This is a genomic window from Bradyrhizobium dasycarpum, assembly GCF_042019905.1.
GTDB classification, from domain to species: domain Bacteria; phylum Pseudomonadota; class Alphaproteobacteria; order Rhizobiales; family Xanthobacteraceae; genus Bradyrhizobium; species Bradyrhizobium japonicum_B.
The window spans coordinates 5,710,312-5,726,154 of the sequence record NZ_CP169574.1 but is presented as its reverse complement, the minus strand read 5'-3'; the positions used below and the strand labels follow the sequence as shown (position 1 = coordinate 5,726,154).

The following is a 15,843-nucleotide window of genomic DNA, read 5'->3' as shown; positions in this document are numbered from 1 at the left end:
GCCCGGGTCAAGCCCGGGCATGACGTGAGGATAGAGTGACGACCGCCTCACTGCTTGATCGACACCGGCGAGAAGTCGATGAACCAGCTCTTCGGCTGCACGACGCCTGTCACCTTCGGGCTCATGGCGCGCGGGCCGACGTCGTGGGCGACATAGAGGAAGGCGGCGTCGTCGACGGAGGCCGCGTGCAGCTCGGCGAGCGCGGCGTCGCGCGCGGCTGGGTCGAAGGTCTGGCGTGCCTTCTTCACCAGCTCGTCGAATTTGGGGTTGTTGATGAAGCCCCAATTGTTCGAGACCGGCGGCGCCATGCCCGATTGCAGGAAGCGCACCAGGGCGAAGAACGGGTCCATCGCCGCATAGGTGACGTTGGTCGCATTCGAGCCGTTGGCGCTGGGGTCCTTGGCGCCGCGGCGCCAGTTGGTGAACAGCGTGTTCCACTCGATGACGTCGAGCTTCACGTCGAAATAGCATTCGGCGAGCGCCTGCTGCAGATATTCGTTCATCGCCAGCGGCTGCATCTGGCCGGAGCCGGAGGCCGAGGTCTGCGTCTTCACCGTCAGCTTCTTGTTCGGGCCAAAGCCCGCTTCCTGCATCAGCTTCTGGGCGGCGGCCTTGTCGTACTTGATCTCGAAGCTCGGCTTGCCGCGCCAGGGATGGCCAGGCTCGAAGGTGCCGGTCGCCGGCACCATCAGGCCGGCAAGCAGGCCGTCCCTGAGGCCTTCGCGGTCGATGCAGAGGTTCGCCGCCTTGCGCACGCGGATGTCGTTCCAGGGCGAGCCTTCGACACGCGAGAACTGCCAGGGCCAGACATGCGGCTGCTCGTTGGCGTAGAGCTTGAAGCCCCGCTGCTTCAATTCGGGAATCGCGTCCGGCGCCGGCGCCTCGACCCAGTCGACCTGCCCGGAGAGCAGCGCCGCGGTGCGCGCGTTCGCTTCCGGCATCGGCAGCAGCACCATCTTGTCGACCTTGGGCACGCGTGCCTTGTCCCAATAGCTCGCGTTCTTGACCAGCTCGAGCCGCTCGCGCGGCGTGAAGCTCGCCATCTTCCACGGACCGGTGCCGGCGGCGTCCCTGGCAAACGCGGTCCAGGCGGCTTGCGACTTCGCCTTGGCGTCGGCGCCTTCGGCCTTGTCGTAGAAGTGCTGCCACTTCGCCGGGCTCGCCATGAACAGATTGGTGAGGTTGATCGGCAGGAAGCTGTCGGGCTCCTTGGTGGTGAGCTCGACCGTCAGGTCGTCGATCTTCTTCGCCGAAGCCAGCGTCGGCATGCGCGAGGCCGTGACGCCGACCTGGCTGGCGTCGAATTGCGGCGCATCCTGCTTCAGCACCTTCTCGACGTTCCACACCACCGCGTCCGCGTTGAACGGCGAGCCGTCGTGGAAGGTCACTCCGGGGCGCAGCTTGAAGATCCACTTGGTCTTGTCGGCATCGTCGACCTTCCACTCGGTCGCAAGGCCGGGGATCACCACGCTCGCCTTGTCGGCAGAAGACAGGTCCCAACCGGTGAGCGCATCGTACATGGTGAGGCCGGTGAAGCGATTGCCTTCAAAACCCTGATCAGGCTGGCCCAGCGTGCGCGGAATATCGGCAGCGGTCATGCCGATGCGCAGCACCGTCTCCGCGCTGGCCACGCGCGGCCAGGCGGCCGCCGTCGTTAGAGCGAGCACCGCGATCAGTGCCGCGCGTGTGTTCTTCTGAGTAAGCATCGCCTCAATCCTTTTCCGGCTTCGATGACTATTTTTGATGCAATCGTATGCAATGGCTATGCCAAAGAGAAACTTATTCTGCAGTTTGGCCCTGCGACGACAAGTCCTTGTAGGCATTACGCAGGTGCACGCGTCGCCCTGCCTATTCTGGCATCAAGATTGCAAGTTTGGTCTCGAAATCCCCTGGGAGCTCTGGACCATGCGTCTTCGTCTGTCGATTTGTCTCGCCGTGCTTGCGCTGGCGTCGTCCGCAATCTCGGCGCGCGCCGAAACCGTGCTGCGCTACGGCATCTCGATGGCGGACATCCCGCTGACCACGGGTCAACCCGATCGCGGCGCCGGCGCCTACCAGTTCACGGCCTACACGATCTACGACCCCTGGTGGCCTGGGAGATGGACGTCGCCGATCGTCCCGGCAAGCTGGTGCCGGGGCTCGCAACCGAGTGGAAGGTGGATGATGCCGACAAAACCAAATGGCGTTTCACGCTTCGCAAGGGCGTCAAGTTTCACGACGGCAGCGAGTTCAACGCCGATGCGGTGATCTGGAATCTGGACAAGGTGCTCAACGACAAGGCGCCGCAATTCGACAAGCGGCAGAGCGCGCAGGTGAAGACCCGCCTGCCCTCGGTCGCGAGCTACGCCAGGATCGACGACTTCACGGTGGAGATCACCACCAAGACGGTCGATTCCTTCTTTCCCTATCAGATGCTGTGGTTTCTGGTGTCGAGCCCCGCGCAGTACGACAAGCTCGGCAAGGATTGGGACAAGTTCGCCAGCCAGCCCTCCGGCACCGGCCCGTTCAAATTGACGAAGCTGGTGCCGCGCGAGCTCGCAGAGCTCAGCAAGAACCCCGACTACTGGAACAAGAAGCGCATCCCGAAGGCCGACAAGATCGTGCTGGTGCCGATGCCGGAAGCGCTGACGCGCACCAATGCGCTGCTGGCGGGCCAGGTCGATCTGATCGAGACGCCGGCGCCGGATGCGGTGCCGCAGCTCAAGGCCGCCGGCATGAAGCTCGTCGACAACGTCACGCCGCATGTCTGGAATTATCACCTGTCCGTGCTGCCGGGCTCACCCTGGACCGACATCCGCCTGCGCAAGGCGCTGAACCTTGCGATCGATCGCGAGGCGGTGGTCGGCCTGATGAACGGCTTGGCGAAGCCGGCGAAGGGCCAGGTCGATCCGTCCAGCCCGTGGTTCGGCAAGCCTGCCTTCGAGCTGAAATACGATCTCGCCGCCGCCAGGAAGCTGGTCGAGGAAGCCGGCTACTCCAAGACCAAGCCGCTGAAGACCACCTTCATCATCGCGCAGGGCGGCACCGGCCAGATGCTGTCGCTGCCGATGAACGAATTCCTGCAGCAGAGCTTCAAGGAGATCGGCATCGAGATCGATTTCAAGGTGGTCGAGCTCGAGACGCTCTACACGCATTGGCGCAAGGGCGCGGCCGACGAGATGAACGCCGGCATCACCGCCAACAACATCGCCTATGTCACCTCGGATCCGCTGTATGCGATCGTCCGCTTCTTCCATTCGGGGCAGATCGCGCCCGTGGGCGTCAACTGGGGCGGCTACAAGAACCCGAAGGTGGATGCGCTGATCGATGAGGCCAAGCAGACATTCGATTCCACCAAGCAGGACCAGCTGCTGGCGCAGGCCCACGCCCTGATCGTCAACGATGCCACGCTGGTCTGGGTCGTCCACGACACCAACCCGCACGCGCTGTCGCCGAAGGTGAAGCAGTTCGTGCAGGCCCAGCACTGGTTTCAGGATCTGACGACGATCGGGATGGAGTGAGGGCGGCAAACACCGCTGCCGTAGGGTGGGCCAAGCGCAGCGTGCCCACCATTTCAACATTGCTGCCCCAGATGGTGGGCACGGCGCTTTGCGCCTTTGCCCACCCTACGGCAGCGCCGATGCGGCGACTACTTCGTCAGCAGCGCATACGCTCCGGTCCAGTTCTCCGGCGGCGGATTGAGCTGGAAATCCTTGATGCGCGCCTCGTAGAGCCTGAACAGCTTTTCCAGCGTGTCGGCATCCTCGCTCTTGCGGCCGCGTTCGATCGCATCGAGTGCGCCCTGCCAGTCGCGGCTGCGATAGCAGCTGAGCATCTCGATCGTGATGTTGCGAAGGCGCTGGAACGCGGCGGAATGCATCACATCCTCACGGCCGGCGATGGCGTAGATCACCTCCGGCTCGGTCTTGCCCTTGACCATGATGAAGTCGAGCTCGAGGATCGCGAACTTGTCCTTGGCGGCGAGCGCCGTGCGGGAACCGACGATGATGGGAAAGCCGTATTCCTTCGACTGGCCCTCCAGGCGCGAGGCGAGGTTCACGCTGTCGCCGAGCACCGAATAGTTCTTCTTCAGGTCGGAGCCCATGTTGCCGACCACGCCGATGCCGGTGTTGAGGCCGATGCCGACATTGAGCGGGATGTAGACGTGGCCGCCCTCGGCGGCCTCTTCCTCGCGCTCCTTGTTGACCGCGTCGATCTGCTCCAGCATCTGGATCGCGGCCTCGCAGGCGTTGACCTCGTGCTCGGCATCGTCGAGCGGCGCGTTCCAGAACGCCATGATGGCGTCGCCCATGTATTTGTCGATGTAGCCCTTCCGCTCGATGATGACGTCGGTCAGTGGCGTCAGGAAGCGGTTCATCAGCGTGATCAGGCCTTGCGGGTCGTGCTTGTAGCTCTCCGAGATCGTGGTGAAGCCGCGCACGTCCGAGAACATGATCGTCATCTCGCGCTCCTCGCCGCCGAGCACGAGCTTTTCCGGCGACTGCGCCAGCTGCTCGACCAGGACCGGCGACATGTATTGCGCGAACTGCCCGCGGATCTGCACCCGCTGGCGCTGCTCGCGCACGAAGCTGGCGAAAATCAGCGTCAGATAGACCGCTGTGGTCGAGAGCAGCGGATAGGTGAAATCGATGAGGTAGCGGTACTGCGCGTAAAAGAACCAGGACACGCCGACCAGGATGGCGGCGAAGGTCGCACCCGCAAGCACGAGGCGCACCGGACCGAGATTGGGCGTGAAGATGATGACGAGCAGGCCGATGATCAGCGCGGCGAGCAATTCGACCCCGAGCGCATAGTTCGGCTGCGAGATCACCGCGCCGCTCAGCACGCTCTCCAGCACCTGGGCATGGATTTCGACCCCCGGCATGGTCGCGGACACCGGCGTGGTCTTGATGTCGTTGAGGCCGGCCGCGGAGGTTCCGACCAGCACCAGCTTGCCGGCGAACCTGCTCCGCGACTCGCTGTTGTCGAGCACGTCGGCGGCGGAGACGTAGATCGAGGGATCCCGACGCGCGTAGTGCACCCAGAACTGGCCGTTCTTGTCGGTGGGGATCTCGACACCTTTGATGCGGATCGACCTGATACCGGTCTGGTCAGTCCGGACCAACAGCGTCGGCGTGCCCGTGACGACGCGCAGAATCTCGAGGCTGAGCGAGGGCATGATGTTGCCCTGTGCGCGCATGATCATCGGCACGCGGCGGATGAATCCGTCCCGCTCATTCCTGATTGAAAACAGCCCGCGGCCGGCCGCGACCTTCTCGATGACCGGCACGTTGCGCAGCAAGCCTGGAAATTCGAACAGGAAGCGTTCGGCCCCCTCCTCCCCGACCGTCGCCACTCCCGTGAACGGAAGCGACTTGTCCAGCTCGGACAGGACGGCCGGAAGCCCGGTCTCGCCCAGCACCACACGCGAGCGCTTGATCGCGTCGGCGAGAATCTGGTCGTTGGTTGGCAGCTCACGCAGCTTGGCGCGCGTGGCGTCGTCGAGATAGCGCATCTGGCCAGCAACCAGATCCGGGTTGAGCCGGTCGGGCTCCGAAAACACCACGTCGAAGCCGATCGCCACCGCACCGCTGTTGGTGAGATTCTGGATCAGGTCGGCAATTCGCGTGCGCGGCCACGGCCACTGGCCGAGCTTGGCGAGGCTCTTGTCGTCGATATCGACGATGACGACCGGCCGCGCCGCCTTCTGGCGCGGATCGATCAGCTGAAACATGTCGAAGGTGCGCAGCCGCAATTCCTGGATCGGCGGCGGATCCCACAGCCGCGCGCCGGCGAACAGCACCAGCAGCGCAAGGCACATCAGCCGCGCGAAGCCGAGCTTCCGCGCAAACCACCGCCGCAGGATTTTCAGACGTTTCATGCCGATTGGACTTCCTGCCCACCGCACCGGGTCTATTCGTTGATCGCCATGACGGGATTGGCCATCACGCCGGCCGCAAAGGATAGGGATTTTTTGCCCGGATCAAAGCGGAATGAGAGCCGCTTCCCCCAGAGGGGCGCCCCTCTAGCTCACATGAAGGATGAAATCGCTCGCGTGGAGGTTGTCGGCAACAACGTTTTTCAGGAGAATCTTGTCGTTACCATCGAGATTGAGCAGGGTATCGGCGCCCTGCTGCTCTGCAAGCGACGAAACCTGCGTCCACGATGTGATGCTGCTGAACTGCCGCAGGTCGATCTTGTCGAGGCCCGTCTCGAAGTCGTTCACGGTATGCTGAACCGCCGGCTGCGACGACGTCGGGGCGAACACGAACTGGTCCTTGGCGCCGCCGCCGATCAGCGTATCGCTCTGCTCGGTCGCGAAAATGACGTCCTTGCCGGCGGTGCCTTGCAGAGTGATGCCCTGACCATCGGCTCCCTCGACGAAGATGAAGTTGACGGTGTCATAGTGGCCGACCGAGTCGGCAACGGTCAGTGTGATCTGGTCCGTCGCGGGCGGCTCGGGGATCTCATCGGAGCTGGCGCCGACCGGATCGTAGACGATACCCGCGCCGGTGGCGAGGCCCGTGTTGATCTGCTCGAGCGTGCCGGTCGTCGGATAGACGCTGGCGGTGCTGACATCCGGATGCGCGGTTGACAGGGTGACGGTGAACGTATTCGCAGCGGCGCCTGAATCGGTGTCGATGACGACGAGATCGGTGATGATGTCGTTGCCATTCTCGATGATGTGCTCGACCTGGAAGCCGGAGGTATCGATGACAGGCCCACCGCCGGCCTTAACGACCACATCCTCGGTTATCGTATAGGTGTCCGTCAGCTGCCCGCTCAGGCCGTTAGCGGAGTCGATGACGGTGACGCCGACGTGCAGGTTGAACTCGCCGCGGTACCCGGCCGGGGCAGTCATCGTCAGCCCCGAGTTCGCCAGCGATGCGATTTCTGTCGCCCCGATCAGCCACTGGCCGGCATCAGCGCCGGATCCAGCATGACCGACCGAGAAGGTCGCGCCAGCCGGATAGCCCGAGAGCTTGATCAGCAGCGTTTCGGACCCGTCGCTATCGACTGCCGCCGCAGTGATGGCCGGCAGCTTGATCGGACTGTCGGAGCCAAATCCAGGCATCGCGAATACGCGGGCTTCGACGTCGTTGCCACCGTCGCCCGAGGAGAACCAGGTCGCAACGATCTTGCCGTCCGAAGTCACGGCGGTCGGATTTGAGCGATCGGCCAAGAACAGCTGGTCGCCGGTCGTGATCTCGTTGATGACGAACGACGAGCCGACCGCGTGCAACGATGCATCAAAGCGCTGCCCCAGAAGTCCGAGGCTCCCGGGAGCGTCATGGCCCTGATAGGTAACGAGGAAGCCGCCATCCGGCAGGGCTTGCAAGGTAGCGGTGGTCGCATCCGAGACGCTCACCTCGTTGCCGATTGGCGCACCGGTCGAACTGAAATGCCTCAGCATCATCGTGTTCGCGTCGGTGTACGACACGACGATCGATCCGTCCTTCAGGACGGTGAGTTCGCCGCCATACTGATCGCCGGCGATAGTAGTGTTGACCTGTACCTCACCGCCGAGCTTGTTGCCTTGCGCGTCGAAGCGCTGGAAGTAGACGCCCCAACTGTCCGGCGCGTCCTGACCATAGGAATGCCATGACGCTACGAAGCCGCCGTCGGCGGTCCCGGCGACGGAATCGCCCTGCTGCTGGCTGGCAGTCGTGGTGTTGATCAAGAAGGGCCCGGACGTCGCCGTCCCACCGGCATCGTAGACGATGCCGTACGTGCCTGACGTGCTGCTGTCGGACGAGACGTAGGTGATGACGAAGCCGCCGCTCGACAGCGCCGCAAGCGTCGCGTTCTCGCCATAGCCGCTGAGGGAGATTTCGCCGCCTGCGGGCGAACCCGAGGCATCATAGCGCTGCAAGTGGATGGCCGCTTGATTGTTTGACCCGCAGGTCCAGCTCACGACGAACCCGCCGCCCTCGAGCCCGACCACATAGGGGCCAGACTGATCGCCCGCAGTCGCCGTGTTGACCCGAAACTCGCCGTCGACCCTCGCGCCGGAGCTGTCATAGCGTTGCGCGTAGATCCCGGTGCCGTCGCCGTCCTGTCCCTGCGACACCCAGGCGATGACGTAGCCCCCGTCCGAGAGCGCACCGACCGCGCTGTAAGTCTGGTCGTTCGCGGTGGTGGTGTTGACCAGGAACTCTCCTGCATCAGCGATCGGCGTATGGTCGATGTTGAACACCGGCGTATCGGCCACCGGGGTCACTTCCGTACCGAGCGTCGTCGCCTGGGCCGATACGCTGGAGCCGATCGCCGGCGAGGTGATATCAATCAGGATGGGCGTCGTGACCTCGCCGCCATAGGTATCGTCCAGGGCATGCACGTCGAGGCCGCCCGGCACGCCGCTGTAATCCGCGGCCGGCACGAAGCGGATCAGCGTGTCGGTGGCGAGGACGAGCGCGGCGGTGTTGCTGACACCGGAGATATCAATCCACTGGTCGCCGCCGGCAACTTCGTACTGCCACACGCCCTCGGCCGCCGTGGCGTGGGAGGCGGTGATGACGACGCCCTTGAAGCTGGCGCCGGCGTCGGCATCGTGGAAGCCGGCGGCAAAGAGCGCGCCCACGCTGGATCCGGCGGGTGCGACCGCATCTTCGCTGACCGCTCCGAGTTGCGCCCCAGCCAGCGTCGGCGCGTCGTTCCTGCCTGTAATCGTGATCGTGACCTCGGCCGTATCGCTCTGGCCCTGATGATCATCAAGCTCGATGGTCGAGACCACGGTCGCGGTCTGACCTTCGCCGAGGAAGTCCAGCGCACTGTCGGCGGTCGAATAGCTCCAGGTTACCGTGCCGTTGTTCTTGCCGGTGGTCGCGATCTCCAGCGCTTGTTTGAGCGCGGTTTCCTGGTCAGGCGTCAGGACCAGCGACGGATCATTCGTTGTCACGGACTGGTCGGTGATCTCCGCCGTCGGACGGTCGGTCAGGTCGATATCGGTGAAGTCGATCGAGCCGGTCGCGGCGGGCGCCGGGTTGGACGCGGCGGAGCCGGTGGTGTTCTCGAGCTCGGAGAAGCTCGCGGTCAGCGATGCCGTGGAGGTGTCAAGCGCCGGCGCATCATCGTTCGCGTTGAACGTGATCAAGGTGCCGCCATGGCCGTCGCTGCTGCCGGCAAAATGCCCGTTGCTGTAGTCGGCGCCGGTCAGGTTGAGGCTGATGTGGTTGCCGTCGGCGTCGGTGACCGTCAGCACGCCGCCGGTCGAAGGATCGGCATTGGCGACATAGACCGCGCTGGTGCCGACGCCATATTTGATGGTGGACAGGTCGATCGTGTCGTTGGCGGACAGTTGCGCAATCGATCCGCCAAAGGTCGCCGTGTCGATCTGAAGTGCAGCGCCGTCGCCGGCGAGCGTGATCGTTTGCGTGACGGAGCCCTCGAGTTTCAGCAACGCACCGTCATGGACGGTGGCGGAGCCCGTGCCGGACAGCGAGCCGAACAGTGTAAGCGTCCCGTCGTTGACTTCGATGGTACCAGTGTTGGTGATGGCGCCGGAAATCTTCGCCGTACCCCAGCTGTCGATCTCGTGTGCATTGACAATGGTCAGGCCGTTGCCGGCAATCCAGGCTCCGTTGAGCAGGTCGATGTCGCCCGCATTGACGATCGAGGACGCATTGCCGAAGACGCTGGTGCCGGAAACGGTCCAGGTGCCTCCCGCCTGATTGTTGAAGGTGGCGGTGGCAACCGAGATGTTGCCGTTGATGTCGCCGGCATTGTTGATCGTGATGGGGCCGCCGGTCTCGACGATCGCATACGTCGTCGAGGTCACCGTGCCCGCATCGTCAGGGCCGATCGTGCCGGTATTGTCGATCGTCGCCGTCCCGGTCGCGTTCTCCTGGATATAGATCGCGGCATGGCCGGTCGGAGCTGCGATCGATCCGGAATTGGTGATGTGCGTCGAGCCGGTCGCGCCCGTTCCGTTCTGCGTGACGCTGATGCCGGCGAGGCTCGTGCTGGTGATGCTGCCATGATTGACGATGGTGATATCGCCGCCGCCGGTCGCAAGAGCCGCCACGCCGACCGAACCAGTGGCGGAGCCATTATTGGTGACGCTGACGTCGCCGCCGCCGTGATCGAACGCGCCGATCGCGATGCCTGCGGCGTTGATGTCCGAATTCTGGCCGGTCGTGACCGTGACGTCCCCGGCGCCCCAGGTGAATGCCTCGATGCCGTAGCCTGCGTCGGCCGTGATCGTCGCGTCGCTCGTGACGATGACGTCGCCATTCACCGCGTTCGAGAAGGTGCCGTTCCCGCCGGGCTTGTAGCCGGCGATGATCCCGCCCGGCGTGGTGCCGTCATTGTTGAGCGTCGCGCCGGAATGGATCGTGCCATGCGCCTCGACGGAGATCGTGCTCCCCACGCCGGCGGCGATCGCCGTGGCGTAGTTGACGGCGACGATGCCGGAGCTGCCGGACGTGATGCTGTCGCCGGTCGCCAGGGTGACGCTGATGTCGCCGGCATTGAGGCTGAAGGCCCTGATGCCGTAGCTCGTCGCACCCGAGATCGTGACGTTCTCGCCGAGCGTGACCGTCACGTCGCCCGCGCCGCCGCTCAAGGCCGCGGCATTGATGCCGACACCTTGCGAGCCGGACACCGAGATCGTCGTCCCGGCGAAACTGTTCACCGTGACGTCGCCATTCCCGTAATTAAAGGCGTTGATGCCGTAACCGGCCGCAGCGGTGATGCTGGCATGGTTGTTGACGATCACAGTGGCATTGACCAGCGTGTTCGCACTGGTGCCGTTCGTGGCACCGGTATAGCCGGCTTCGATGCCGGCCGGCGCATTGCCGGCCAGGTTCGGGCTGCTGCCGGAATTGATCGAGCCGTAGGCGGTGATCGTGATGCCGCTCTCGGCCGCGCCGCCGATCGACGTCGCGCGATTGACGGCAACGATGCCCGAACTGCCCGATGTGATGGTGCTGCCCGCCTCCGTCGTGACGGTCTGGCTGCCGCTGCCGTAGCTGCGCGACCGGATGCCGTAGATGGAGCTGCCGGTGATTGCGCCGCCGGCGTCGATCTCGACGTCGCCGTTGCCCAGCGTCACTGCGTCGATGCCATACGCGCCACCCACGGCACCGCCAAGCTGGGTGATCGAGATGCCGCCGCTGTTGGCGACGTTCAAATTCTCGACAAGGACGCCGACCGAATTCGCGCCGGTGCCGGTCGCCTTGCCGGTGAGATTATTGAGGGTGATGTCGCCGGAGCCAGTCGCACTGTGGCGCAATGTGATGCCGTTGCCGGCGTTGCCCGTGATGTCCTTGGTCGCGGTCAACGAGATGTCGCCGACACCGTTCTGGGTCACGACGATGCCGTTTGCCGCGCCGGTCAGAGCGCCGGTCGGCATCAGAATGACGTCGCCGTGATCGTTGCTGGTTCCGCCCGATGCGGTGAGGACGAGCGCGTCTCCGCTCGCGCTGGTGATATCCGCATCGCCCGTGACGGTGAAGGTACCGCCGGTCGAAGCCTCGGCCGTGATGGTGCCGGTGAAGTCATGGCTCGTGGCATCGAGCCGGAGCGTATTGACGCCGCCGGCGAAGGTGACGGTCTGTGCATCCGCGCCGCCCAGCGCGAGGGTCGCGCCGTCGTCTACGATCAGCGTGCCGATGCCGGTGATGCCGCCGGAGAGATTCAGCGTGCCGGCCTGGACTTCGATCGTGCCGGTGTTGGTCACGGCGCCCGTGATCGTGTTGCTGCCGGAGACGCTGTAGAGATTGCCGGCATTGCTCAGGCTGCCGCCATTGATCGAGACGTCGGTCAGATAGAGCTTCGAGGCGCCGTCGACCGCGATCGTCCCGCCGGCATTGGCGATGATGGCCGTCGTCAGCTTCAGCGTGCCGCCGGCCACCGCCTCGATCAATCCCTGATTGGTGATGGCGTGAAGCAAGCCGGGGTCGATCGTCAGCGTGCCGCTGGTGACGGTGACCGTGCCTGTGTTGTTGAGGTCGGCGCCTTGGACCGCGCTCGTGCCGGTGGATTCCAGCGTGCCCGCGATCGTCACCGTGCCGTCGTCGATGGTGGCACCGGAGAGATCGAGCGTGGAGCCCGATGCGACCGACACGATACCGCCGGTGTTGGTCACCGCCAGTGCGGTCAGCTTCAGCGTACCGTCATTGATCGCGGACAGCGTGCCGGTGTTGGTGACGTCCTGGTGGTCGAGCTCGAGGCTCGGCGCCATTGGCCCGAGCGTGCCGGCATTGGCAACGGCGGCCGAGGTCGTGGCGGCGAGCGTCAGCCCGCCGCCGATCGCCTCGATCAGGCCGTTGTTGGTGATGGACGCATCGGTGACCGTGCTGATCCCAATCGCATCCAGCGTACCCACGACGGTGAGCGTGCCGCCCGTCAGGCTCGCACCCGACAGCGTCAGCTTCTTGCTCGCATCGACCTTGACGGTACCGCCATTGGCGATCGCGGTCCCGGCAACGGTGACGTCGCCGAGCGTCAGCGTGACCCCGCTTTCGACCGAGACGGCGCTCGTGCTCAAGATTGCGCCACCGTCGATCTTGCTGGCGCCGGTGACGTCGATCGTGCCACCGCCGTCGATCGTGCCGCCGCTGATGGTTGCTCCGCTGATCGACAGCTTGCCCGAGGCATCGACTGTGACATGGCCGGCATTGGCGACGCTGGAGCCCTGGTCGATGGTCAGCCAGCCATTCGCCAGCACCTTGATCGTGCCCCCGGAGGTATTGGAGACGGTCTGGTTGGCAAACTCGACCGTTCCGTTGACGTTGACCGTGCCGGAATTGTTCAGCGTGCCGTTTTCGATCAGGCTGGTGCCGTCGAGTTCAAGCGTCCCGAGAATCGCGACGGAGCCTCCGTCGACCGTCGTGTCTTCGACGACCAGCGTCGCGCCGGCCTCGACCTGCACGGTACCGCCTGTATTGGCGACATCGCTCTTCAGCACCAGCGTGCCGCCGGTCAGGTCGATCATGCCGGAATTGGCGATGGCGGTCAGCGTGTCGATCGTGCCGCCTGCTCGCAGGGTGAGCGTGCCCGCATTTGTGATCGTGCTGGTGTTGGTGACGACCACGCCGGATGTCCGGGTGATCGTTTCGACGTCGATCGCCCCCTTGACGGTGACGTGACCTCCGAGCGAGTTGGTGAACTTCGCGTCGGCATTCAGGGTAAGCTTGCCCTCGATGGTCAGCGTGCTGTTGTTGATCACCTCGGGCACCTTGTGGCCCGGCGCGGTGTCATAGTCGTCGAGGGTCAACGACTTGGCATAGGCGGCGGTATCGATCGTCACCGGATAGGACGGGGTCAGGCCGTGGAGCTGATCGGTGATGACGATGACGTCGTCATTGCTCGTCGGAACCGTGCCGGTGGCCCAGTTCGCCGCGTCCTTCCAGAAGCCGCCGGAGGGAGCGCCGGGTTTCTCGGTCGCGATCCACACCACCGCCGGCGCATCGGTCCCGGTGATCGTGACGGTGATGGTTTGTTGCGAGGCCCCGCCTTGCGAGTCCGTGAGCGTGACGGTGTAGACCAGCGTCAGCACCGCGCCTTGGGGGATGAAATCGGCGAGATAGACCGGCAGATCGGCCAGCGACCAGTTGATGGTGCCGGTGCCGTCCCCGGTGCTGTCGGCGCCGGCCGCGATCGCGACGGACATCGCGCTCTGGAACGCCGCAAGCGGCCCCGGCGGCACGCTGCCATCAGGCAGAGTCGCACTGGTCAGCGCTACCGACACGGTATGGTTGTCGGTGAGGTCGACGTCGTTGAAATTCAGCGTGCCCGACGTCGGAACCTCGCTGGTGAGCGGGCCACCCGGCACGCTGGTGCCGCCCTCGAAGGTGATGATCGGGACATCGGTGGTGATCACCGGCTTGTCGTTGGTCCCGGTGATCGTGATGGCGATCGGGATGAACTTCGACTCGGGGCTTACTGCGAAATTGGTGTCGACGCGGACCATGTAGGTCAGGGTCACGGTTTCGCCGGCGGCGAGGAAGTCGAAGACGTGGTCCGGGATCGTGTAGGTCCAGACCGCCGAGCCGTTGTTGTTGTTGCCGGGATCCGGGGCCACGCTGATCTGGATCTGCGTCGCCGCAATGGCCTGTTTCTGGAGCGCCGTGAGCGAGCCGGTGACGTCGTGCTGGCCAGCGTCCTTGTAGACATAGTTCGGCGCTTCGGCGAGGCTGATGCTCACCGTCGGCCGGTCGCCGAGGTTTTGGTCGACGAATCGGATCAGGCCGGAGATCGTGTCGGCATCCGTCGCGCCGGTGGCGCCGGCCCGCTCGATCAACGCGAACGCCGTCTTCACATTGCCGCTGGCGTCGAAGCTCTGCGCAATCGGTTGGCCGGGGATACGCACGATCGGCGGCGGGGACGTGCTGGGCCCCTCCTGCCCTTGCGGATTGAGGTTGACGAAGGTCGCGATCGCGATCGGGCCGGAGCTCGACTTGAACACCACGTCCAGGCTCATCGGCGTGAGCGTATCGGTGAAGTTCGTGGTCAGCTTGGTGTTGGTGTTGTTGTCGGAGAACTTCAGCGTGAACACGTCGGTGATCAGCTTCTGCACGTCCGGCGACATCAGCGCATTCGTGATCGAGACGTTACCGCCGCTGATCTGGATCATCTGGCCGGCCTGGTTGACCGTCGCGATCGGCAACAGCGTGACCTTGTCGAACAGGATGTAGGAGCCGGTCGTGCCGTTCGGCTCGACCAGCACCTGGAAGCTCGCTTGCGGCTGCGGATCGCCGCCGCCGGCGGGAACGACGAAATTGATCTGGGTGAGCACCGCGGTGCCGCGGATGCCCATGGTGGCGACCGGGGTGTCGATCTTCATGTCGCCGTGCTTGGCGGTCTCGCCGGCGACGAAGGTGATGGTGCCGGCGACGAGGCTCAGCAACGACGAATTGCTCGACCCGTTGGGGTCGTAGACCATTTCGTTCAGCACCATCCGCGCATTCGAGGACAGGCCGAACACGGTGCCGTCGATGAAGGTGATGCCGAGGGTCGAATCGGAGCCGGTCGAAACCACGTCGCCCTTTTCGACGTTGTCGCCGTTGTTCAGGATGACCGAGACGCCGTTGCGGATCGCGGTCGCGCTGCCGACGAGCTTGGTGACGTGGCCGATGACCTGGGCCGCGGCTGCGCCGGGCGCGGCTTGCGCAACCTGGACATAGCCGGTGAGCGCGCTGACGATTTCGCCGGTGAGGTGGGCGCCATCGGGCGAGGCGAGCGCGGCGCGCTTGTCGCCCCGGAAATAATCGTGAACAACGAACTCGTGCCCCTCGTGGGACAACACGAGATCGAGGCCTGTGCGCTTGAACTCGCCGTTGAAGATCAGGTTGGGGTCGGGAACGACGAACGCGCCCTCGGGCACGTGACCATGCGCTTTCGCCGTAAAGGAATCGACATGGGCGTTTCCGGGCGAGTGGGAACCCTTGCCGTCCAAGGAAATCGCGCCGTCAAACTGGCCAGCGTAATTCAACCGGGCACCGTGAAAAGGGTTAAAATTTAAGTAAGTATCAACTGCCTATGCTTGCATAGCATTAGCAAGTCCTTAGCGATACCACCTATTGCTTGTGTGATTTCGCATCACTTGGCGTCAGAAGCCCCACGGCTTCGACTCCCGTAAGAGGAGAGGAAGTAATTCATCAAATATATTGAAGTCGAATTCGGCCGTCTTGCGCGCATTTCCAGTCATCCAAAGTACTCTGCTGTATAGTTGCGGGAACAGATACTTACGTCATCTTTGCTTCGCGGGGTCCCGTCACATCCTGTGGCAAATACGGGGTTAAATCTGTGACCTAACTAACAGAACCCCATGAAATTGGGGGTGTTAGCCATTGCGCGCAGATTCGGCCCTCCCACAACCTGTGTCTGCATTTGTCTCCGTTTGGAGGCGGCCGGACAGCT

The 15,843-nt window shown here is 64.1% G+C and carries 3 protein-coding genes and 1 pseudogene; 1 reads left to right on the top strand and 3 read right to left on the bottom strand.

Annotated features, from left to right (window positions below):
- Window positions 1-47 precede the first annotated feature (47 nt).
- Complete coding sequence (locus ACETMP_RS27320) at window positions 48-1,706, bottom strand: ABC transporter substrate-binding protein (protein WP_375158582.1); 1,659 nt, start codon at window positions 1,704-1,706, stop codon at window positions 48-50.
- A 199-nt stretch (window positions 1,707-1,905) separates the two neighbouring features.
- Between ACETMP_RS27320 and ACETMP_RS27315 the strand changes: the two are divergent.
- Window positions 1,906-3,500, top strand: a pseudogene (locus ACETMP_RS27315) (ABC transporter substrate-binding protein).
- 128 nt (window positions 3,501-3,628) lie between these two features.
- On the opposite strand, the gene ACETMP_RS27310 reads toward ACETMP_RS27315, so the two are convergent.
- Together ACETMP_RS27310 and ACETMP_RS27305 are read right to left on the bottom strand one after the other, a co-directional pair.
- Window positions 3,629-5,860, bottom strand: coding sequence for a CHASE2 domain-containing protein (locus ACETMP_RS27310; protein WP_375158581.1), 2,232 nt, complete (start codon window positions 5,858-5,860; stop codon window positions 3,629-3,631).
- Between the two features lie 144 nt (window positions 5,861-6,004).
- Window positions 6,005-15,415 (bottom strand): VCBS domain-containing protein, encoded by a 9,411-nt coding sequence (locus tag ACETMP_RS27305; RefSeq protein ID WP_375158580.1) that lies wholly within the window; start codon window positions 15,413-15,415, stop codon window positions 6,005-6,007.
- Between the last annotated feature and the right edge of the window lie 428 nt (window positions 15,416-15,843).